Genomic DNA, 23,979 nt, shown 5'->3' on the forward strand with positions numbered 1-23,979 from the left:
GAAAGCCTCGATTATTTAATCGAGGCTTTCTTTTTTGGTATAAATCTGTGATCTATTTTTTGCTTAAATGGTAATCTACCAAATCGTCTATAGGAGAGCGGATGATTTTACCCACACCCATTTCATATCTATCGGCCACAAGACTTAAACTATCTCTAAAGCTATAACCCACTGATCCAACACAGTTTAGTTCGTAGTTTTTGTAGTTAGGGTAATGAATTACCAAGTTTTCGAAGAAAGCAGTAAATGCGTAATCTACAACCGAATTGGTATAATCTTCGTAGTTTTCCTTAAAGTCGTAAATAAATTTACTAAAGCTTGCGCAAAAACGATTTGGTAAAGGTTTGTTGTAAATATGGTCAAAAATGTCTTCGTTAGTTAAGGCATAGTTATCGTAAAAACTTTCTCTCAATCCTTTTGGCATATAACCTTTCATGTAGTCGGCTAAAATACGTTTTCCGATGTAGCTACCGCTACCTTCATCACCTAGAAAATACCCTAAAGAGTCGATGTTTAAAGAGATGTCTTTACCATCGTATAAACAACTATTTGTACCTGTACCTAATATTGCAGCAAAGCCCTCATTATCCCCTAGTAAAGCACGACAAGATGCTAATAAATCATGCCCAATATTGATTTTTGCATTGATAAAGATCCTTTGCATAGCATCTTCAACAATTTTTCTTTTTGCATCGGTAGAGCAGCCAGCTCCATAGTAATATACTTCGGTTAATTTTTCTGGCTCAAGATGATCTGGTAAAGAATTCTTTAATGAATTCTCAATATAATCGGTATCTACAAAATAGGGGTTGTATCCTTCTGTATTAAAATGGATTTTTCTTCCTGCTTCGTTAATCAGACACCAATTGGTTTTTGTTGATCCACCATCTGCAATAACTATCATTTTTGGTTTGGTTAAGTTGTGTAATACGTAAAAAGTGCAGCAATATATGTGGCTTTTTTTGAAATAAAAAATTAAAATTTAGTTTTTGTTTAGGTAATGATAAATTTATAATCAAACGATTGATGGGGCTTAAATGAAAGTTTTTTTATAAAGTGTACTTTATACACTAATAACACTGATTCTAGACTAATTATTTTATCGGTATCTGGTATCTATACAAACAAAAAGCCCTTAAAATTAATTAAGGGCTTTTTCCAAATTTGAAATGTGTTTTTAGTTTTTTGTAACAGTATATGTTCTATTGTACTCATCTAATTTAATGGTATAATTTCCATTAACTGTGATTGCTAAGTTAGCACCACCCTCAGAAATCACACCAGCAGAACCACCGTAATTATATTCCCAACTTCCTTTGGTTACAATAAATTTAAATTCACCAACGGTTAAGTTAGTGGTTACCGTCCATTTACCATTACCACTGTAAGTCATAGCTGGTAGCAAGGCATTACCGGCAGAATTGTCCCAGCCGCCTGCAGTTGCATTACCTACTAAGAAAACGGTTCCATCAGTTACTGAATATTTTAAATTTTTAATATCTGTTCCATCCCAAATAATACGACGTAAACCGGTAGCACCTGTAGTTGCAATATTAGCTTCGTTAGATTCGGCTAATACACCTTCGGCCGATCCTTTTCCATAATCTCTTGTTTGTGAAACTGGTCCTCCACTTGGCCATGCATCACCATCGATAAATTTCCATTCCTGACCAGATGCTAAAGTAACAAAGCCAAGGAATTTATTTGTACCCATAAAGTTTAATCCTTGAGATGGATAAGCAGGGGCTGTAGTTGAACCTGTGAATACAGTAGGGGGATTCCATCCTGCTGGAGTTGCACCACCAACAGCTCCCATCATGCCATGATCTGCTTGAACATAATATTTCAAGTTTTTTTGATCGAAAGTAACTCTATATACCCCACTTGCACCATAGTTTTCAATGTTTACTTCATTGTCAACAACAGCATCACCTGGGCTTCCAGGTTTCATACCCCAATCTGAAGAATTTAAACTTCCGCCCGGCCATTGTTGTTGGTTTAAAAATTTCAGACCACCATTACCTGCATTTAATTTTACATAGATATAAAAAGTGCCTGGGTTTGATGCATCAGGAATCATTTGTAATGCATTCTCCGCTGTCCAACTGGCTGGTGTATCACCACCAACTAGGAACATTTTAACTTCTCTCGTAATTACTAAATCATTTACATAATCAGCTGTCTTTTTAAACGTACCAGAAGTTGCTTCTACAGTCCATTGTAACGCAACAGGTGTAGCCTGATCTGCATAACCAGCAGCAGTTAATTTATCGCTAATATCTTTATAACCCACCGCTAATGCAGAATCTAAACCGCTGTTGTTTGAAGTATAGGTAAATAATGGTGTTGCAAAATTACCCCCTTTAGCTACAAACTTAATTTGATATTTAGTTGGGTTTGTAGTAACACCAGGAAAAGATTTTTGCCACTTAAAGTTCATGAAATCTGTAGTCGAATTAGGATTAATCACTACAGGAGTATTAGATGAAACCGGGCCATATAAAAGGAAGTTACTTACTCCATCGCCCATACGAGTGATCGCAATATTTAAAGCAGGGGAGGTGCTTACAGTCATATCTCCATTGGTAGCTTTAACAACCCAAATTAAATCAACTTTAATCCCGTCACCAATAGATTTAGCTTTTAAGGCATCGTCTAATTGTTTTTGCGTAAAGGTTAATGTTGTGCTTGTTCCATTATTATCAGATGGTATTTCTAATAAAGGCGAAGTCAAACTACCAGTTTTCAAGGCCGCTACAAATTTGTACGTTGGCATGGTATTCACCCCAGGTTTTGCAGCACTCCAACTAAAAACTACTTTAGCATTTGGCGTGGCCGAGTTTAAGACCCACATTGTATTGTTTACTGGCGCAGCAACAGTAAAAGTTCCAAGTGCTTCGCCTTTAGACATTTCGTCAAATTCTGTTTTTTTACACCCAAAAGCAATTGCTACAATAGCTAGTAAAGTATATAATATCTTATTTTTCATAATCTAGCTTAATTAAAGATGGTATAAATAACTTCATTTACAGGTCCGGCAGTTCCAACATTTGCACCGTTAGCATCTTTAATACTACCAGTAAATTGATAGCTAAATTTGCTTAGTTTGGTTCCTGCGGTTAGCGTTATTAATTTCTCCGGAATAAATGAATATGAATATACTGTGCTTGATTCCTTCACTGCCACTAAAGCTGTTCTGGTAGCAACTACGGCTCCAGCATCATTATAAAAAGTAAGGTTTACTTTTACATCAAACATGCGCTGTAAGTTTTGATCTGTTGCCAAATCTTGATGGAAATAGACTGTACTCATATCTGTAAAGTCTTGCTTAGCAGGGAAAATGCGGAATTGAGATGGGGTAAATACTAAAGGATCGAACTTGTAAGGTTTAAAATCTTGTGTTTGTTTTGTACCATCTTTGCTTTTTCCCAAAAAACCAAAATTGATAAGTTCTGCAGGGCTTTGACCGAATAATGTTGTACCTGTAAATTTAAATGTAAATTTATTCGTGGCAATTTTAGTCATTTTAGCCGATTCAGAAGAACTGCCCCATTGCCCATTTGTTAAAGCATCTTTACCACCTCCAACACCGTCATTAGAGAACGCCCAGATATAAACATCATTTTGTCCCGCCAAAGGAGTACCAGTTACATCAAGTGTGATGATCACTTCATCCTCAGAAGTAAAAGTTGCTGGGCTAAAAGTAACCTGAGCAAATGCAAATGCTGCACTTAAGGTAAATATGATTGATAATATTAATTTTTTCATAATTTCTTTAATTTATCGATTACTTTTTAGTGAATTGATAGGTATAACTTACAATAGGCTTACCGTTAAATTTCTTCACCTTTTTAAGATAAAACTTCCCTGTTTTCAATTCGGCATAAGAACCTAATGTTAAATCTGAAGTTGCTGTACCGTTTTTTAAGGTAATTGTTGTAGGTGCTTTAGCATTGTCTACTATCCAAGTGCCAGAGTTAAATTCAGCTATTTTAGGAGAATTACCAGGTGTAATGGTAAATGCTGTTGGGCTACCAGCAGCATCTCCTTGAAAAGCGATCACTAAATCTTTATACGCATATACATTTGTAATGTCTAGCTCTTTATAAGGAAAGCCTTTAGTTGCTGCATCTTCATCTTTTTGAGTAACTTTTGTTAAGCCCCAAGTACCTTGTAGCTCTTTTAAAATGTTTTCTTCGGCACCAATTGGCCCAAATTCTTCTGGTTTACATCCCCATACAGATAGGATGCATACAGCCATCATGATATATTTAATGTTTTTCATTTCTATATGTTAATTAGTTACAACCACCTTCAACATTCCTTTGGAAACTGGTATTACTTGCCATTTCTCCTTGTGGAAATTGTAAAACTAAACCTGGACAATTCCATACTGCACCACGTTTATCAATGTTTTCGCCTTTTGCGCCAATTCTTTTAATCTCAGAAATTCGATTTCCTTCGCCTGCAAACTCAATGCTGCGTTCAAAACGGGCATTAGTTTTAATTAAGCTTGCAGAAGAGGCTAAAGGAATACTTTTAGTACCTGCATAAGCTCTATTTAAAATATCGTTAATATCTTGAGCTCCAGTTGGTAAGTTTGTTCCAGTTTCGGCAGCAGATTCTGCTCTGATTAATTTCATATCCGTTAAGTAAAGAACAGGTACTTCTATATGATCAGAGTTATATTTTTTAGTTGCGATAACACCAGGATATTTTGTGGTTTCATACAATGACTTACGCACATCATTTGGTGTATTTACACTTGCATAGAAATCTGTAGTAAACCTTAAGGTAGGTGCATTGAAATCAGACCTAAATTGCCCTTTTAATTCTCCACCTGGTTCATAACCGCCATTTGTATAAATGATTCTGAAAATGCTTTCTTTTGTTCCAGTGATAGCAAATCTTGATGCATAGGTATCTAAAGAAAATTTATTGCTAGCAATTACTTGATTGGAATATACATAAGCATTAGTAAAATCGTTCATTTGAAAATAAACTTTTGCTAGTAAGGCTTTAGCTGCCCATTTCGTTGCATATCCTCCATTATCATCAGGTAGTTTTACTTCTGCAACTTTTAAATCTGCAATAATCTGATCATAAACTTGTTTAACAGTGGCACGAACACCCGGATTAATGGTTGTGCTAGTTCTTATCGGTACACCCAAATGTGTATTGTCGGTTGAAAAACCATAAGGTTGTGCAAACAATTGAACAAGTTGGAAATGTGTTAAAGCTCTAACAAATTTAGCCTGACCTTCTAGATTATCTTTCATTGAAGAAGCTTTGTCTAAATTCTCTAATACGGTATTTGCTCGGAAGATAGCTTGATACATATCTGTATACATTGCATTCTTATATTCCCCAAATACCGAAGTTTTACGGCCATAGATTTCTCCAAAATCACCATTCAGTAAAGAGCCATTCAGTTGATCAGCAAGCATTTCATTAATGGCTTGTATTTTACCACCAAACATATTTCCTCCTCCTACAATTTGATAAGCCGAATTCATTACGGATTTCAATCCTGTTTCATCCGCTATGGCAACATCTTTAGGAAGTGACTCAATCGGTGGCGTTTCCAAGAACTTTTTACATCCTGTCCCCACAGCTGTTATTACTGTAAGTATTAAGAATGATTTTAATATATTTTTATAATTGATTTTCATTTTTTTATCTATTAAATATCTTATCTAAAATGAAGTTGATAATCCAAAAGTCAACGATTTTTGTTGAGGTGTAGTCAAATAGGTTACGTTAGGACTCATGTTCCTATCTTGAGGATTTTCGAAATCTCTTGCAATTTCTGGATCGCCACCTGGATATTTACTAAAAGTTAGTAAATTCATACCTGTTGCAAATAATTTTAGACTTTGTAATCTTAATCTTTTTGTGAAACTAGCTGGTACATTGTAAGAAAGTGTTACCTCTCTTAAACGCACAAACGTTGCATCATACAAAAACATAGTCGAATTATATTGCCACTCACTTGATAAACCTGCATAAGTACTAGGGTTTAAAGTTAAACGTGGGAATTCGGCATTGTCTCCCGGTTTTCTCCAACGATTAGCAATATCTGTTCTAATATTCCAATCGGTAACTACACCTAATTGACGTTTTGCAGATGCATCATATAAATTTCCACCAATAGCGAACGTGAATAGTGTATTTAATTCAAAGCCTTTGAAAGAGAAAGTATTAGTTAAACCGCCCACGTAATCAGGTAAGATTTTTCCAACTGGAACACGATTATCTAATGAAAATGTTTTAGTTTCAAATCCATCTTTATCCAGCCAAATTGGTAAACCATCTGCAGGATCCACACCTTTATATCTTACCAAGAAATTAGTGCCGATAGGATAACCAACAGCAATACGAGTATCATTAGTACCGCCACCAACAGCGTCTGGAGTTAAACCTCCTAAACTTAATACCTCATTATAATTTTTAGAAGCGTTTAATCTGGTAACCCATTTAAAGTTATCTGTTTGAATATTGATGGTATTTAAACTCAACTCATAACCTTCGTTTAAAATCTTACCTACATTTAAATATCCAGAACCGAAACCTGTTGAAGGAGAAATACCTCCATTAATTAATGCGCCGTTTGTTGTTTTCTTGTAGTATGAAAACTCTGCATTAATACGGCCTTTAAATAGACCGAAATCTAAACCTAAATCAAGATTTCTTCCTTCTTCCCATTTTAAAGCTGGATTAGCTACGTTAGTAGGGAACAATACAGGTTGACCATTGTAACTTCCTGAAAATTGGAAGTTTTGATAATATTGAGCAGATGGGAAGCTAGAGCTACCAACTAAACCATAACTAGCTCTTAATTTTAAATTGCTGATTACTTTACTGTCTTTTAAGAAATCTTCTTGGCTAATATACCATGAAGCAGATGCAGCTGGGAAATAACCATATTTGTTTTCTGGACCGAATTTAGAAGACCCATCTCTACGAGCTAATACTTCTAAATTATATTTTTCGTCATACGAGTAGTTGATACGTGCGAATAAAGATGCGAAAGTATCTCTTTGGTAACCACTGTAGTATAATAAATTATTTTGCGCTGCTAAACCTTGCATAGCTAAGTAAAGATTCGTCTTGTTTTCAGAAAATGGTTCTGTAATATTTGCTCCAGTTGCAGAAATACCATTAGGATAAGTGTTTTTGTAATTAAACTGAGACTCAGCACCAACTAAAAACTTCAATTTGTTCTTGGTATCTAACTGCCAATTGTATGTGGCTGTACCAGAAAAATTACGGTTAAATATTTTTGTAGGATATAATGTTGCGCTTCCGTTAGTTGTACCCGCTAAAGCTGCAGGAGTATAAATGTTATCTTCAACATTTAAATTATCCATGTTAAAGCTACCTTTAATGCTTAAGTTTTTAACAGGGATCAATTCCATTGTAACACCCGCTAGTAAACGTTCGTTTCTGGTTTTCCAATCTAATAAACCTAAATTTCTAGCAGGATTTGCGCCACCACTAAAGAAAGTGCCATCTGCATTTCTAACTGGATATATTGGTAAGGCTACAGACATAGCATCACCTAAACCACCACCCCAAGCTGCATTAACACGTTGGTTGATACCTTTGTCGTAACCCACATTAATACTGGTTGAAAAATAAGAAGTAGGTTTTATATCGAAGTTTGTTCTAAAACCATAGCGTTCGTAAGAGTTACCTTTTAAAAAACTTTCGTTGTTACTATAATTAGCAGAAATGTAACTTTTAATTTTTTCAGTACCTTGACTAAATGAAATAGCTTGATCATTAGATTTACCTGTTTGAGTTAAAATACCCCACCAGTCTGTATTGTTTTGTTGTGCTTGAGCCCAAGTTAATCCGCCAGGTAAAGAGGCTAAGCCAGTATTGCCATCATTTGTCCAAGCTTCTTGGCGTAATTGTAACCATTCTGCCCCGGTTACAAAATCTGGTTTGTTAGCATAAGTGCTTAAACCATATTTAGATGAGAAAGAAATTCTAGGTTTTCCTGTCTTACCTCTTTTAGTCGTAATTAAAATTACACCATTAGCACCACGAGAACCATAAATACCTGCAGCGCCAGCATCTTTTAAAATTTCAACTGACTCAATATCATTAGGGTTAATTGTAGCCAATGGATTTTGATTCATTGCTCCACGATTACCTGTAATAAAAGGATCGGAAGTTACTGGAATACCATCAACAACGTATAATGGATCGCCACCAGCACTAATTGAACCAATACCTCTAATTCTAATTACTGATCCGCTACCTGCTAAACCACTACCTTGCGTAACTTGCACTCCTGGCGCCTGACCTTGCAAGCTTGCTTCGAAACTTGGTGTTGGTAGAGAAGTAAGTCTCTCTCCACTAACTTTAGAAATTGCTCCGGTTACTTCACGTTTAGTCTGTGTACCATAACCTACAACTATTACTTCGTTAAGATTTTGAGATTCGGATTTAAGGTTAAAATTTAAAACCGTATTACCACTCCCAACAGTAGTGGTTAATTTTAAAGCAGCAAAACCAATATACTTAGCAGTTAATGTATAAGTTCCACTAGTTAAACCAGTAATTCTAAAGTTTCCTTCACTATCTGTAACAGTTAATTTTTGGGTGCCATCAACTTGTACTGATGCTCCAGGAATTGGAAGTTTAGTATCATCGATAATCTTACCAGAAATGCTTCCGGTTTGCGCAAATACCGTTAGTGAGCAGAGCGCAAAAAACATCAAGATACTAAGCTTAATGGGGTAAAATAATTTCATAGAAAAAGCCCGTTTTTAAGGTTAAATATTTGGTTATAAAATGTGTTGTAACACGTTAACGTAAATTTAAGGTTGGATATGAAAAATCAAAATTTTATATCATATTTTTTTTAAACACCATATTTTAAGGAAGTAAAACGCTTAAAAAAACGAATAATTTACAGGTTTTTATTTTTTAAATAATGTATTTTTATATTTTAAGTATCTAATATTCAATAAATTATATTATTATTTTGGAAAATAAGGTGTAATCTATACACTATGTTGTTTTTTTTATGTTTTTCGGGAACGTTTTCGGGAACGTTCCCGAAAAAATCAACACAAAATGAAAAATCGCATCGAGACCAAAGGTAAAATTCTGCGTGTTTTGGCAAAACCATGTTTTTTTTTGATAAAAAATGTGTGATTTTTTAGGCTTAAAAATAAGCTAAAATAGGAGTGGTTTTTAGTCGTTGGAAGTAGACTTTCTTTGTATTAGTTTAGACTTTAAAATTACCTCGCTATCAGGGTTAATATCGTTCGGATTTTCTAACATTTTAAAGAGTAATTCGGCAGCTGTTTTACCTAAGTCTGAAGCTGGTTGAGTTACCGTACTTAATGCCGGATTTAGTAGCGGCGCAATTTCTAAACTTGAGAAACCAATTACTTTTAAATCTTTTGGAATAGAAAGGTTAATATCATAACAAGCGTAATAAGTGGCGAAGGCCAAACGCTCCACTGAGGTAAAAACACCGTCGGGTTTTAATTCAGTAAATGCTTGTTTTAAATGATCTATGTTTTCTTTGTAATTATTCGTACAATCGATGATTAATTCATCTTTAAATGGGATTTTAAATTTCTTTAAGGCATCTATATATCCCTGCATACGAGTTTTTCCAATGGATAAGGTTTTATTTACCGCCAAATAAGCAATTCGCTTACAACCTTGTTGGATTAGATGTTTAGTAGCAGAAAAACTACTTTCATAATCGTTTGTAATTACACGTGGAGTAACAATATCTTCATATACACGATCGAAAAATACTAAAGGAAGTCGTTTTTTAGAAAGTTCGTTTAAATAATTATGGTCATTTGCTTCACCAGAAACAGACATGATAATGCCATCGGCCCTGCCATTATGTAAATGTTTAATAAAAGAAACTTCTTTCTCAAACTGGTCGTTGGTTGCATATACTAAAATATGATAGCCTTTGGCACTCGCCACTCTTTCTATGCCTTGAATGGCTAATGAGAAATAATTATTCGCTAATTCGGGAACAATAACAGCAATGGTTTTGCTTTTTTGCTCTCTTAAATTACTAGCATAATGGTTTGGCTGATAATTTAATTGTTTTGCCATTGCCAAAATACGTTCCTTTGTAGCAGCATTGATATCGCTATTATCTCTAAATGCTCTAGAAACTGTAGAAGTAGAAAGATGAAGGGCTTTGGCTAATTTTTTAATATTGACGTTATCCATTCTACTGATAGCAATAATTTGATGGTTAATTTATTTGGTTGTAAATATAAATGATAAAAAAAGTAATTATTTCTATTTATTTGTTAAATCATTTAAAATAGGACTAATTTTTAAAAATAGTGATATAAATACAGCGGAATATGAAATGGATTTATTTTTTCGTCATTTTTATAAGTAGTTTTCTTGTCGTTAATGCACAAGTTAAAGTTAGGTTCGAATTGCAAAATATTCCCCAAAGCAAAGACACGATAGCTGAATATTTTGTTGCTGGGAATTTTAATAATTGGAAACCTAATGACCCTGAGTACCAATTTTCAAAACGAAACAGTTTAACCTATGTGCTCGAAAAACAATTATCAATCAATGTATATGAATACAAAATTACACGTGGTAGTTGGGAAAAAGTAGAAACCAACAGCAAAGGAAATGCCATTGGAAACCGTAGTTTAAATTTGAAAAAGGATACAATAGTGAAAATTAGTGTATCAAATTTTGCAGATCAATTTAAAAAAGAATTACCTAAACATACTTCATCAGTTAATGTTCATATCATTGATACCGCTTTTTTAATTCCTCAATTAGCTACAAAAAGGAGAGTTTGGATTTATTTACCACCATCTTATGCTTCATCAACTAAAAAATATCCAGTATTATATATGCATGACGGTCAAAACCTTTTTGATCAGTTAACAAGTGGTTATGGAGAATGGGGTGTTGATGAATTATTGGATAGTTTAAGTGCAAAAGGTCAAGAAGAATTTATTGTTGTTGGTATAGATCATGGTGGAAGTGAAAGGTTAAAAGAATATAATCCTTACGATAGTGAATACGGTAAGGGAAAAGGCAAAGATTATGTCGATTTTTTAGTTCATAATTTGAAACCTTTTATAGATCAACACTATAGAACAGAAAAAGATGCTAAAAATACAGCAATCGCCGGAAGTTCTATGGGTGGTTTAATTTCTATGTATGCCATTGCAACATATCCTAAAGTTTTTGGTAAAGCTGGAATTTTTTCTCCAGCATTTTGGATTGGTAAAACCATAGAAACTGATGTTCAAAATGCATTTAAAAATTTAAATGGAAGTAAAATTTATTTAGTTGCGGGAGATTTAGAAAGCAAAACCATGATTAGCGATATGAAAAATGTCTTTCAACTATTAAATCCAACAGGAAAGAATAAAAATATAAGGGTGGTCGAAAAAGCTGATGGTAAACATAGCGAATGGTTTTGGCATCGAGAATTTGTAGATTTTTATAAGTTCATTAGTAATTAAATTTGTAATTTTTTTAATATTGAGGATTACAAAGCTTTCAAAGAGCAATATTTGTGTATGAATAAAATAGATTTTAGAAGCGATACAGTAACTAAGCCAACAGCTGGAATGCTAGAAGCGATGATGAGTGCAAAAGTGGGCGATGATGTTTTTGGAGAAGACGAAACTGTAAATGCTTTAGAAGAGAAACTGGCTAACTTATTTAATATGGAAGCCGCGTTATTCTGTCCATCTGGTACAATGAGCAATCAAATTGCTATAAAATGTTTTACCCAACCAATGGATGAAGTAATTTGCGATCAAACTGCACATGTATATCGTTATGAAGGAGGAGGAATTGCCTATAACTCTTTAGCATCTGTTCGCTTATTAAATGGCGAAAGAGGAATTTTAACTCCAGAAATGATTGAACCAGAAATTAATGCCGAAAATATCCATTATCCCAACTCAAGTTTAGTCGTTTTAGAAAATACAGTAAATAAAGGCGGGGGCAAATGTTATACACTTTCTCAAATAGAACCTATTCATAATTTATGCGCTATAAAAGGAATTAAACTTCACCTTGATGGTGCAAGAATATTTAATGCATTAGTTGCCACAGGCGATAAAGCAAAGGATTATGGCAAATATTTCGATGGAATTTCTGTTTGTCTTTCTAAAGGATTAGGCGCACCGGTTGGTTCTGTTTTGTTATCCTCAAAAGCTACAATTAAAAAAGCCACAAAAATTAGAAAAGTTTTAGGTGGTGGCATGCGACAAGCAGGGTTTTTAGCAGCTGCAGGAATTTATGCATTAGATAACCATGTAAATCGCTTGGTGGAAGATCATAATCATGCGAAAGCTTTGGGCAATGCATTGAGCAAAACAAAATATGTAAGTTCGGTAATGCCTGTCGAAACAAATATTGTTCTTTTTGATGTTTCTCCAGGATTAAAAGCGGATAATGTTGTAAAGGCATTGGAAGCGAAAGGCATTTTATGCAATAGTACCTCTAATCAAACAATTAGATTGGTTACACATTTAGATATTTCTTCAACGATGGTTGATAAAGCCATAGAAACTTTAACACACCTACACCTGTAATATTATGGCTCAAATTTCAAAAATTTTAATTGCTAACCGTGGCGAAATTGCTTTGCGCATTATGCGCTCAGCAAGAGAAATGAACATTAAAACTGTAGCTGTTTTTTCAGAAGCAGATAGGAGTGCTTTGCATGTACGGTATGCAGATGAAGCAATTTGTATCGGTCCAGCGCCATCAAATCAATCCTATTTAAAAAGCGATAAAATTATTGAAGCTTGTAAATTAACAGGTGCACAAGCTATTCACCCAGGTTATGGCTTTTTGTCAGAAAATGCTGCTTTTGCTAAAGAAGTTGCAGCAGCAGGACTGATTTTAATTGGTCCAACTCCAGAAGCTATGGAAATTATGGGAAATAAACTATCTGCTAAAGCTGCGGCTTTAACCTATAATATTCCTATGGTTCCAGGAACTGAAGAAGCCATTACTGATATCAACGAAGCAAAAGAGAGAGCAGTTGAGGTAGGTTTCCCAATTTTAATTAAGGCGGCGGCAGGCGGTGGTGGTAAAGGAATGCGTATTGTAGAAAATGTTGCCGATTTTGAAGAACAAATGCATTTAGCTGTTAGCGAAGCCACGTCTGCTTTTGGTGATGGCTCAGTATTTATAGAGCGTTATGTGACTTCACCCCGACATATTGAAATCCAGGTTTTAGGAGATACACATGGAAATATTGTGCACTTGTTTGAACGAGAATGCTCAGTGCAACGGCGCCATCAAAAAGTAATTGAAGAAGCGCCTTCGTCTGTTTTAACTGAAGAAATTAGGCAAGCGATGGGTAAATGTGCAGTTGATGTGGCTCGTTCGGTTAATTATGTAGGTGCAGGTACGGTAGAGTTTATTTTAGATGAAAATCTTGACTTTTTCTTTCTTGAAATGAATACTCGTTTGCAGGTTGAACATCCTGTTACAGAAATGATTACAGGGTTAGATTTAGTGAAAGAACAAATAAAAATAGCCAGAGGTGAAATATTGAGTTTTAAACAAGAAGATTTAAAAATCAGTGGGCATGCAATGGAATTAAGGGTATATGCAGAAGATCCTTTAAATAATTTTTTACCAGATATTGGTACTTTGCAAACCTACATTACCCCAAAAGGTAATGGAGTTAGGGTTGATGATGGTTTTGAAGAAGGAATGGAAATCCCAATTTATTATGATCCGATGATTGCAAAACTCATCACCTATGGTGCAAATAGGGAAGAAGCAATTGAGCGCATGATTAGGGCGATTGATGAATATGACATTACAGGCATACAAACTACCTTAAGCTTTGGTAAATTTGTAATGCAACACGAAGCATTTACTTCGGGCAACTTTGATACACATTTTGTAGGTAAATATTTTAATGCAGACAGTTTAAAAAACGAAAACGAAGAAGAAGCAATGTTGGCTGCGCTCACAGCCGTTTTAGCTTTTAAAAAAGAAGACAAAATTAGTACTGCCCAAAACAATGAAATTGCCAATAATTGGAGAAAAAATAGAAAGAAATACAGTTAAATGTTTACAGGAATTATAGAAACGCTAGGCGAAGTTGAAAATATTGTAAAGGAAGGCACAAATGTTCATTTTACCGTAAAGTCATCCATTTGCGCTGAGTTAAAAATAGATCAAAGCGTAGCTCATAATGGCGTTTGCTTAACTGTTGTTGCGCTAAGTGAAAATTCTCACACAGTAACTGCCATAGAAGAAACCTTAAATAAAACGAGTTTAGGCAATTTAAAAATCGGCAACAAAGTTAATTTAGAACGCTGTATGCAAATGAATGCTCGTTTAGATGGTCATATTGTGCAAGGCCATGTAGATCAAACGGCAAAATGTATTTTAGTCAATGAATTAGATGGTAGCTGGGAATATCGATTTAAGTATAATGCAGCTTTGGGTAATGTTACCGTAGAAAAAGGTTCAATTTGTGTAAATGGGATTAGTTTAACGGTCGTAAATTCTCAAGCCGACGAATTTTCGGTATTTATTATTCCATATACTTTTGAGCACACCAATTTGCACGAAGTAAAAGTTGGCGATTCAGTTAATTTGGAATTTGATATTATTGGTAAATACGTCGCTCGCTTAATGGGAAATAAATAGAACGTAAAAGAAACTAATATTAATTGTTCTTTCTTAAAGTTAAAATTTTTTCGAAAAGCAAATTCAGTATTTCAAATCAAAGTCAGCCCTAATACCGCTTTACTCCATTTCATTCCGTGTTCGCTATTATCAGGTTTAATTAACATCTGTTTGGTTACAAAACCTTGCATCATTCAAAAATCATAAGCTTTGGCAAAATTCTTTTAGATGGTCTATAATTTTGTCAAAGTTCAACTAACAAAATAGATAAATGTACAGTAAAGAAGAAGCATCAAAAATCCGTCAGCAATTTTGGATAACTTTTGGAAAGTACATGAAACCTATTTTATCAGCCGAAGGCTTACCCATAAAGTGGATTAATTACAAAACAGGCATAAAGCATATCTATTTTAGAATGAATGCTGAACAACATAAAGCAATCATTTCAATCGAAATTACACACCCTAATCAAGAAATTAGAAATCTGTATTTTGAACAATTTAAAGCCTTAAAGTTATTATTTACAGATACTTTAAATGAAGAATGGAATTGGGAAGAAAATGCAATTAATGAACTTAGTGTTTCATTAAGTCAAATTACTAAAACACTTAATGGCGTTAGTATTTTTAACCAACAAAATTGGCCAGCGCTAATTTCGTTTTTAAAACCTAGAATTATAGCTTTAGACCAATTCTGGACAGATGTAAAACCTATTTTTGAAGCTATTTCTTAGCAAGTTTTAAATCTGCTAATCTACTTTTTGTATAATCCATTTGTTCTTTTTCTTTCTCGGCATCTGGTTTATTCTTTAGGTAGAAGTTATAATTCTTAAGTGCGTTTTGCTTTTGATTTAGTTTTAAATCATATATCAAACCCAACCTGTAATAGATAGAAGGATTTTCCTTAAATGTCAATCCCTTCTTATAAGCAGCTACTGCACTAGTTAATTGATTATTAATTTCATAAATACCACCTAGTAAAAGATAGTAAGTTGAAGTATTTACAGAAATCCCTTCATCTATTGTCTTTTTTGCATATTTAGATGCCATTTCATAGTTTTTCAACTCTCTATAACTTAATGACATATAATACAAAATAGTTTCATTTTGCAAACTCATTTCTTCCAATAAGGTATATAAGGAAATGCATTTTTGATAATTTTTAAGATAAAAATAAGCCTTGCCAACATCCTTAATTACATTTGCATCACCTCCATTTTGCAACAATCTCTCGCCAACAGCAATTACTTCTTTGTACTTTTTTAATTCATTTGCTATGGGTAATTGGGCTCTTTGCAAAATAAAATTACTTGTATCTGCCTCAATTGCTACTTTCAAAACCTGATAAGCAGGTTCAAAAAGTTTCAAATTTTTCAGCTCAAAAGCCAAATCATAAGCAACATCAGGTTCTATCGGATTTAGTTTATTTGCTTTTTTTAGATAAGATACTTTAAGTTTAATGCTGTCTGTAAGACCTGCTAAAAGTTTGTAAACCTTGAAATTTGTACTATCTAATTTTTCGATATTTAACAAATAAAGTTGTGCCGCGATGGTATTTCCTCGTTTGGTATTAATATTTGCTAAGCTGAATAATACAGATAAGGTATTCGGTTGCAGATCATTTATTTGAACATAAAATTTTTCCGCTTCTGGAAGTTTCCCAGACATCATATAGCAATAAGCAATTTGATTTAACGCTTTTATATCTTTCGTGTTTGCAGGATAAATACTTTGTAAATACTGGGCAGCTTCTGCATATCGTTGTGTTTGGTAAAAATCTAATAATTTCTCTTGATCAACGTTGCTTTGAGCTTTTAAAAATCGACAAGATAACAGTAGAAATATAAAAAATAGGATCTTCTTCATAGGGTAAATATTAAAAACTAAAGTATTAGTTATTTATTGTAAATCCAAATTGCATTTAATAATTAGTGTCAACTTCAAACTTTTAGTGTTCTCGATGGTTCTATACAGGAAATAGATTGTTTATCATTAATAAAAAATAATATGGATACCTTAAAGAAATTTGAATTAATGGAAAAGATTGTAAGAGAATTAGAAGACTTACAACACTCACAACAAGCAATTATTCAGAAAATTGGAAAAATTGAAGTTGATAATATTGAGCTAAGTGATAAAAAGTTGGATAAAGACTTACCCGATATGCACCAACGTGTAGCAGATAATCTCGATTCAATAATGGATATATTAGCTTACTTTGCGGAAAAAACCCAAAACTTTGGAAATAAGAATAATGTGGATGCTTTAAAAGAGCAGCAAACCATTAATGAAGCTACTGGTCAGTAAAAGGACAGTAATTAAAAAAGGTCCGGAAATTTCCGGACCTTTTTTATTTCATGGTAGGAATAGTAATACAGAATTTAGAACCTTTTCCCTCTTCTGTGGTTACAGTAATATCACCACCATTTCGATTCATAAAATCCTTACACACCATCAATCCTAACCCAGTTCCTTTTTCGTTAGAAGTTCCACGAGTGGTAATGTTTTCAGCTTTAAAAAGTTTATCTAGAATATTTTTAGCTATCCCAATGCCATTATCTTTAACACAAACCAACATCATTCCACTTTTCTGATAGGCCGCAGTTATGTGTATTTCGCAATCTTGATAACAAAATTTAATGGCATTATTAATAATGTTCCTCATTACGATTTGCACCATTAGAATATCTGCATAAACCATTTCTCCCGGGAAAACATCGTGAATAATTTTTATCTTTTTTAATGTAGCGCCTGGTAAATGATAGTTTATTTCGTTAATAATTAAGTTGCGGAGGTTAAAGAATTCTTGTTTAATACCAAAGCCTTTTAGTTGGCTTCTCGACCAATGGAGTAAGTTTTCTAAAAGATCTGTAGTGTAAATAATATCTTTACTAAGTGTAGGAGAGAGGCTTTTGAATTCATCGCTTGTAATCTCATTATTAGCAGTCATCTTTAAAACTTCAGAAAGATTGACTAAAGGTCCTCTTAAATCATGTGCAATAATTGAAAATATTCTGTCCTTTAGCTGATTTAGTTTTTCAAGTTCTTTGGCTTGCTCCTTGGTACGTATAGTATCATTTTTAATGCTTGTTAAATCTTGAAGTTTGATTATAGCAAAATCATTATTGAGCTTATTGTCGTTTAAAAAGAGTATTTCAGTTTCTAAATAGAGTTTTTCATCATTAATAATCAGATTTAATTCTATTTTACCTTGCTCATGCTCTTTTATTTTTTTGAAAAACTCAGGCTGATTTGGAAATGCTTCTTCTATAGGAAGGCCAATTAATTTTTCCCCATTTGCATTGATATATTTCTTTATAGATTCATTATAATCTATCACTCTATTTTGTTGATCTAATAATAAAAACCCATCCCGCATTAATTCCAGTACTTTTTCTCTTGCAATAGGAATAATATCGAATAGTTTAAAGCGATAAATACCTATTAAAATTAAGAATGAAGTAAGAATAAAAGCAAAAGGAGTGATATCTAAATATCCAAGAGGTCTTATACCTAAAACATGCGCAATATTTGCTAACCAAGGTAAAAGTGCAGCAATAATGATGCTGTAGTTTTGTTTTTTATATATAGGATCTGATATCCTGAATTTCACGAAAATTAGGTAGCATCCACAAGCTAATAGCAAATAGAAATAGATGGTAAAAATTTTATAAAACAATCCAAATGTGATATCTGCCATCGGGAATGGGCCATCTGTTGCCAGTTGAATATTCTCATAATACAAGTGGTGCATATCATTTGTCCATACCAATACAATTGCAGCGATAGGCATGATGAGTAGGAGGATTAGATTGAAAGGTTTTTTATACCAACATTCTTTACCACAAAAATGAAGACAAAAGAGGAACCAATTTAATGGTAAACTAGCAATTCCAATATATTCTATATTAATTAGAAATTTGATTTGCCATAAAGAACTACTTGCTAATTCGAATCCATATGTAATAGACCATATTGCATTAGAAATCATCATGTAGCTGAACCATTTTACGGCATTGCCACCTCTTTTAAAAATATAACTGGCAAGAATAAGTAGTACAGCGCCGCATATTAATAAAAAGATGGCATAGGCATTGTAGTTGAATTCCATTGAAAGCAGTCAAAAAATATCCAATAAAGATACCATTTATATTGAATTTAAGTATAGCTGCTTTTAGATCAAGAATTAGTTCTAATTAAAATATAGTACATTTATACAAATAATTATTATTTCATATGAAAAAGATCAGTTTATCTTTATTGCTTATTTGCAGTAGTTTTTTTGCATTTAGTCAAGTGCTCCCTTCTTTTCAGTTTGGTTTAAAAGGAGGAATGAATTTATCGAAATTTAATACATCAAATACTTTTAGTAGTGATAACCAAGCAGGTTATTATGCTGGAGTTTGGGCTCGTATAGGAGCTGCGGGTATACATTTACAGCCAGAACTTTATTTGTCTGGTAAAAATGCAACTTTAGAAAATTCTGCCGGTGTTGAAAATAAGGTAAAATTTACCAGTTTAGATGTGCCGGTTTTAGTGGGTACTAAACTTGGAGCTGCTGGTGTAGGTTTGCGTTTAAATACTGGTCCAGTTGTATCGTTTGTGTTAAATGAAGATCAAAGTCTTTCTCAAGCAGCTGGAGCAGCTTTTAATGGTAATTTTAAAGATCAAGCTTTTGCATGGCAATTTGGTGCAGGTTTAGATCTTGGTAAATTAGGTGTGGATTTAAGATATGAACTAGGGCTTTCTAAACTTAATTCAGAGGGTTATTCTTCTACAAAATTGAATTTATTTACCCTAGGTTTAGCGTACAAATTGTTTTAGTTAAATCATCTTTTCCAGTTGATAAAAAATGGATAGACTTTTTAAGTTTATCCATTTTTTTGGCGTTAAAATTGATATATGTTTTCTAATCAAAACCCTAATCTTTAACACCATGAATATCAAAGAACTATTACTAAACGGACAGAGCTTTTTGGCATTATTAAAAGAGTTTGCAATTGAAGCAAAAGACATCATTATTCAGGACGAAAACTTAATTCTTGGCGACCAGAATTTAGCACAACGTGAAATAGTTAAAGAGACAATTTGTATTGAAGGAAAAAATAAAGATGGTATTTTTAATTTTTTTGGAACCTTACACTGTAATGTTTTGAATAAACTAGCTGTATTTGAAATGCAAGGTTTTGAGCAGGTTGGAATGCGAACTAATTAATGTTTTTCTTTAATAATTTCTTTTAGCTCATAAAGGAAAGCTCCTTTAATAGGGTGAATGGGTTTTGTACTGGCATCGCTAAGTACTTTTACAAAACAGGCGCCAAAATAAAATATAAAGGAAGAATAAAATACAAAAAGCATAATCAACACAATAGAACCGGATGCGCCATAAATATTGCCGATATTACTTAAGGGAAGCATAATTCGCAAAATGTATTTTCCTAACGTGAACAAAACACCTGTTAACAAGCCGCCTCTTATTGCTGTTTTCCAACTTGGCCTGCCATTGGTTAAAAACCTAAATAAAACGCTAAACCAAACCGTAACAATAACTATAAATAGCAATTGATTTAATATGGAGAGAAATATTTTGCCAAAAGTTGGGGCGGCAGTATTAATGTAACTTCCAATTATTGCTTGTATGCTATCCGTTAATAAGCCTACAAAAAATAAAATTCCTGCCAATAGAATGATAATCATGGAGCGTGCTCTCAGCTTCAAATTAAATAGTATACCCAGTTTTTCATTTAATCCTATGCTCCAAATCTGGTCCATAGAACTCTTTATCACACTAAACAGCGTTGTGGCTACAAAAATAAAAAATACGAAACTGAGAATTGTTGCCCACCAATTATAATCAACTCCACGTATATTTCTTAAAGTCTGACGGATTTGAGCTGTGCTACTATCATCTAAAATACTTGCCAAACGCTCAAATAGCCTTGTTACTAATATTTTTCTATCAATAAAAAATCCAAATAATCGAATTAAGATGAGCAGGATAGGTGGCAGCGCAAAATTGGCAAAAAAAGCGGTCGCTCCAGCTAAACGTAAAGGATCATTCTTTCTAAATAACTTAAATGCTATTCTTAAATGCTTAAAAAATAATCTAGATCTCTTTACTGTAATTGCTTGCATCGTTAGCGTTACCCTGAACTCAAAATTAATAAAATTATGCTAAATAATGTGGTTTTCGCAGTAAAAGGAAGTTGAGAGTTATTAAAAAGGCTTTATTTGCTAGTTTTTATTAAACAAAGAAGAAAAAAATTAAATTTACTGCATTGTAATCTTATAACTCCCTAATTCATGAAAAATCTATTTTCCACTTTATTGCTAGTATGCTTAATATCATTTCATGCTAACGCTCAGGAAATAAAATATACATCAGGCAATAACAATTGGAATGCGGATTCTTTAGGAAATCAACGAGCAAAAGTTAGCTTTAATGGGGTAGGAAAAATAGCCAAGGTTTTGATTAATTGGCGCAGGAGTGATCCAAATCCAGAACAGAAAGCAATTATTGTTCAGGATGCAAAAACAGGGAAGAAAATTAACAGCATTTTACCTATTTCAATAGATAAAGAAAATGGATTGATTTGCTTCGAACCAGAAAGTGGAATTGGTACATATTATATTTATTATCAGCCCTATAAAAATGAAGGTAGATCAAATTATCCAAAAGGAATTTACCCCAAACAAGAAAAATCGGATGACAAAATTTCTATAAAGGAAGCAAACGCCACTGCTATAAATACTAAAGTGGTACAGATAGAATCTATTAATGCTTTTAATAGTGTTTATCCAATGGAAGTAATCGCAACGGCGGAAGAAGTGAAAGCGCTGAGTGTTAAAAATGCTGAACCCGCTTATCTCGTTTTTCCTGAAAGCAGGAATTATCCAATAGTAATGAAAAATGATATTCCACAACGGTGGATTACTAAAGGTGTACAAAAAATAGTTACAGATAGAGCTTTTAGAGGAGAAAATTTTTCTTTCCAACTTGGGATTTTTGCTTTAAAAGATTTACAAAATGTAAAATTGAAGTTCAGCGATTTAAAGGATAAAAGCGGACATAAAATTTCATCAGCTTTGCTTTCTTGTTTAAATACAGATGGAATTGCCTATGATGATGTCCCATTTAAAAAAGAAGTTGATGTGCCTGCTAATCAAGTACAAGCTTTATGGTGTTTGCTTACCATTCCAAAAAATGCATATAGCTCTACCTATATCGGAACGGTAACTGTTACTTCAGCTAATGCCCCATCACAAGTGGTGAAAGTAAATTTAATAGTTGCTCCTGGTGCTGTTAAAACAAATGGGGGAATTGACGAACCATGGAAACAAACTCGCTTAACCTGGTTAAATTCTACATTAGCACAAAAAAATACGGTAATTGCCCCTTACACTCCATTACAAATTCAAGGAAATACAATTAGTCTTTTAGGTAGAAAAGTAGAATTGGATAAAAATGGTTTTCCAAAACAAATTCAAACTTTTTTTAGTCCAGAAATGACAGATTATACAACAACTCCAAATAATTTATTGGCAGAAAACATTCATTTCCACTTTGTACGCAAAGCTGATGGAAAAAATTCTGTGCTTAAAGATGGTGGGATAGAATTTACCAAAAAGGAAGCTGGAACTGTACAATGGAAAAGCAAAAATGTAAATGACAGTTTACAAATGGATGTTGCCGGTAGCTTGGAATTTGATGGCTTTTTAGCGTATACCGTAAAAGTTACCGCATTAAAAGATGTTGATTTAAAAGATGTAACAATGCATATTCCTTTCAATAAAACTGCAGCAACTTATATGATGGGATTTGGTCAAAAAGGAGGTTTTCGCCCTGAAAAATTTGACTGGAAATGGGATGTAGCTAATAAAAATCAAGATGGTGCTTGGCTTGGTAATGTGAATGCTGGTTTGCAATATGCATTACGTGATGAAAAATATGTAAGACCATTGAATACCAACTTTTACTTACAAAAACCATTGTTGTTGCCAACTTCATGGGGCAATGAAAATAAAGGCGGAGTAACTATTGGTATAAAAGGAAGCTCAATGTTGGCTAATAATTATACAGGAGAACGTCAGCTAAAAAAAGGTGATGTGTTATATTATAATTTCACGTTATTAATTACACCATTTCACACTATAAACACCGATTTTCAATGGGAAAATCGTTTTTATCATAAATATAATAGCATAGATAGCATTAAAGAAACAGGGGCAACAGTTATCAATATTCATCATGCTACACCAATCAATCCATGGATAAATTATCCATTTATTGAACATGCAAAGATGAAAAGCTATATAGATGAAGCACATAGCAAAGGCTTGAAAGTGAAAATTTACAATACAGTTCGCGAGTTATCTAACCGAGCTTATGAAACCTTTCCAATGCGAAGTTTAGGTCATGAAATTTATTCGCCTGGTAAAGGAGGTGGATTTTCTTGGTTGCAAGAGCATGTTAAAGATGATTATATAGCAGCTTGGTTTGTGCCAGAAATTAAAGATGCAGCAATAGTAAATAGTGGAATGAGCCGTTGGCATAATTACTATGTAGAAGGCATGAATTGGTTAACCAAAAATGTAGGAATTGATGGCATTTATTTGGATGATGTTGCATTCGATCGAATAACCATGAAACGAATTAAACGTGTTTTAACTCAAGATGGTCATCCAGGAATTATCGATTTACACTCAGCAAATCAGTACAATAAAAGCGACGGATTTAATAATAGCGGAAATTTATACATGGAACATTTTCCATATTTAAATCGCCTTTGGTTTGGTGAATATTTCGATTATGAAAAAAATAAACCAGATTTCTTTTTAACAGAAGTAAGCGGAATTCCTTTTGGGTTAATGGGAGAGATGCTACAAGACGGTGGAAACCCATGGCGTGGAATGATTTACGGAATGACAAATCGTCTACCTTGGTCTGGCAATAATGATCCTCGTCCAATTTGGAAAGTATGGGATGATTTCGGGATGAAAGGCACAAAAATGATTGGCTATTGGTCTGAAAACTGTCCAGTTAAAACGAGTAATGTTGAAATTCTAACAACAGTTTATAAAAAGCCAGGAGCTGCTTTAGTTTCGATTGCTAGTTGGGCAGATAACGATGCGAAAATTACGTTAAATATCGATTGGAAGAAATTAGGAATTGATCCAGCAAAGGCTGTGATTACTGTTCCAAATGTGAAAGATTTTCAAACTTCAAGCTCTTTAACTGCCCAAAGTGAAATTTTAGTGCCAAAAGGAAAAGGGTTACTCATTGTGATAAAGGAAAAATAAACTGAAAAAAACTTTTTTCAGTGCAAAATGG

At 33.5% G+C, this 23,979-nt stretch carries 19 protein-coding genes; 9 read left to right on the forward strand and 10 right to left on the reverse strand.

The features are described 5' to 3' along the window. Positions 1-52: 52 nt before the first annotated feature. The 7 genes from HQN85_RS00765 to HQN85_RS00795 all read right to left on the reverse strand — a co-directional run bounded on the left by HQN85_RS00765 (position 53) and on the right by HQN85_RS00795 (position 10,224). Positions 53-904: an N-acetylglucosamine kinase gene (locus HQN85_RS00765; protein ID WP_173268438.1), complete on the reverse strand. Its 852-nt coding sequence runs from the start codon at positions 902-904 to the stop codon at positions 53-55. Positions 905-1,177: 273 nt separating this feature from the next. Further along, positions 1,178-2,989, reverse strand: coding sequence for a SusF/SusE family outer membrane protein (locus HQN85_RS00770; protein WP_173268439.1), 1,812 nt, complete (start codon positions 2,987-2,989; stop codon positions 1,178-1,180). 8 nt (positions 2,990-2,997) lie between these two features. Continuing rightward, entirely contained in the window at positions 2,998-3,768 is a 771-nt protein-coding gene (locus tag HQN85_RS00775) for a hypothetical protein (protein WP_173268440.1), read from the reverse strand. Between the two features lie 19 nt (positions 3,769-3,787). Then, positions 3,788-4,285, reverse strand: a complete 498-nt coding sequence (locus HQN85_RS00780) for a DUF5004 domain-containing protein (RefSeq protein ID WP_173268441.1) — start codon at positions 4,283-4,285, stop codon at positions 3,788-3,790. 13 nt (positions 4,286-4,298) lie between these two features. Next, on the reverse strand, positions 4,299-5,672 hold the full coding sequence (locus HQN85_RS00785; protein WP_173268442.1) for a RagB/SusD family nutrient uptake outer membrane protein: 1,374 nt from the start codon (positions 5,670-5,672) through the stop codon (positions 4,299-4,301). Between the two features lie 24 nt (positions 5,673-5,696). Continuing rightward, on the reverse strand, positions 5,697-8,765 hold the full coding sequence (locus HQN85_RS00790; RefSeq protein WP_173268443.1) for a SusC/RagA family TonB-linked outer membrane protein: 3,069 nt from the start codon (positions 8,763-8,765) through the stop codon (positions 5,697-5,699). Positions 8,766-9,210: 445 nt separating this feature from the next. Continuing rightward, positions 9,211-10,224 (reverse strand): LacI family DNA-binding transcriptional regulator, encoded by a 1,014-nt coding sequence (locus HQN85_RS00795; protein ID WP_173268444.1) that lies wholly within the window; start codon positions 10,222-10,224, stop codon positions 9,211-9,213. A gap of 140 nt (positions 10,225-10,364) precedes the next feature. On the opposite strand from HQN85_RS00795, the gene HQN85_RS00800 reads away from it, so the two are divergent. The 5 genes from HQN85_RS00800 (at position 10,365) to HQN85_RS00820 (ending at position 15,382) form a co-directional block, all read left to right on the forward strand. Then, the gene (locus HQN85_RS00800; protein WP_173268445.1) at positions 10,365-11,501 is read left to right on the forward strand and encodes an alpha/beta hydrolase; all 1,137 of its coding nucleotides are present in this window, start codon (positions 10,365-10,367) and stop codon (positions 11,499-11,501) included. Positions 11,502-11,558: 57 nt separating this feature from the next. After that, a complete protein-coding gene (locus tag HQN85_RS00805; protein WP_173268446.1) occupies positions 11,559-12,584 on the forward strand; it encodes a threonine aldolase family protein in 1,026 nt (341 codons plus the stop codon). A 4-nt stretch (positions 12,585-12,588) separates the two neighbouring features. Continuing rightward, positions 12,589-14,082 carry an acetyl-CoA carboxylase biotin carboxylase subunit gene (gene accC / locus HQN85_RS00810; protein ID WP_173268447.1) on the forward strand — a complete coding sequence of 498 codons (1,494 nt, stop codon included), beginning with the start codon at positions 12,589-12,591 and terminating at the stop codon, positions 14,080-14,082. Next, on the forward strand, positions 14,083-14,670 hold the full coding sequence (locus HQN85_RS00815) for a riboflavin synthase (protein WP_173268448.1): 588 nt from the start codon (positions 14,083-14,085) through the stop codon (positions 14,668-14,670). 250 nt (positions 14,671-14,920) lie between these two features. Then, positions 14,921-15,382, forward strand: coding sequence for a DUF4268 domain-containing protein (locus HQN85_RS00820; RefSeq protein ID WP_173268449.1), 462 nt, complete (start codon positions 14,921-14,923; stop codon positions 15,380-15,382). Here HQN85_RS00820 and HQN85_RS00825 read toward each other — a convergent pair. Next, on the reverse strand, positions 15,372-16,514 hold the full coding sequence (locus tag HQN85_RS00825) for a tetratricopeptide repeat protein (protein ID WP_173268450.1): 1,143 nt from the start codon (positions 16,512-16,514) through the stop codon (positions 15,372-15,374). The genes HQN85_RS00820 and HQN85_RS00825 overlap by 11 nt on opposite strands. Before the next feature lie 141 nt (positions 16,515-16,655). On the opposite strand from HQN85_RS00825, the gene HQN85_RS00830 reads away from it, so the two are divergent. Continuing rightward, entirely contained in the window at positions 16,656-16,955 is a 300-nt protein-coding gene (locus HQN85_RS00830) for a hypothetical protein (RefSeq protein ID WP_173268451.1), read from the forward strand. A gap of 43 nt (positions 16,956-16,998) precedes the next feature. Here the strand turns inward: HQN85_RS00830 and HQN85_RS00835 are convergent, their stop codons facing one another. Beyond that, the gene (locus HQN85_RS00835; RefSeq protein ID WP_173268452.1) at positions 16,999-18,759 is read right to left on the reverse strand and encodes a sensor histidine kinase; all 1,761 of its coding nucleotides are present in this window, start codon (positions 18,757-18,759) and stop codon (positions 16,999-17,001) included. 125 nt (positions 18,760-18,884) lie between these two features. On the opposite strand from HQN85_RS00835, the gene HQN85_RS00840 reads away from it, so the two are divergent. Then, a complete protein-coding gene (locus tag HQN85_RS00840; protein ID WP_173268453.1) occupies positions 18,885-19,472 on the forward strand; it encodes a porin family protein in 588 nt (195 codons plus the stop codon). Positions 19,473-19,584: 112 nt separating this feature from the next. Beyond that, positions 19,585-19,863, forward strand: a complete 279-nt coding sequence (locus tag HQN85_RS00845) for a hypothetical protein (protein ID WP_173268454.1) — start codon at positions 19,585-19,587, stop codon at positions 19,861-19,863. On the opposite strand, the gene HQN85_RS00850 is transcribed toward HQN85_RS00845, so the two are convergent. Next, on the reverse strand, positions 19,860-20,783 hold the full coding sequence (locus HQN85_RS00850; RefSeq protein WP_173268455.1) for a YihY/virulence factor BrkB family protein: 924 nt from the start codon (positions 20,781-20,783) through the stop codon (positions 19,860-19,862). The two genes, HQN85_RS00845 and HQN85_RS00850, sit on opposite strands and share 4 nt — an antisense overlap. A gap of 168 nt (positions 20,784-20,951) precedes the next feature. On the opposite strand from HQN85_RS00850, the gene HQN85_RS00855 reads away from it, so the two are divergent. Continuing rightward, positions 20,952-23,948, forward strand: a complete 2,997-nt coding sequence (locus tag HQN85_RS00855) for a glycoside hydrolase domain-containing protein (RefSeq protein WP_173268456.1) — start codon at positions 20,952-20,954, stop codon at positions 23,946-23,948. Positions 23,949-23,979 lie beyond the last annotated feature (31 nt).

It is taken from the genome of Pedobacter boryungensis (assembly GCF_013204825.1).
Lineage (GTDB): Bacteria > Bacteroidota > Bacteroidia > Sphingobacteriales > Sphingobacteriaceae > Pedobacter > Pedobacter boryungensis.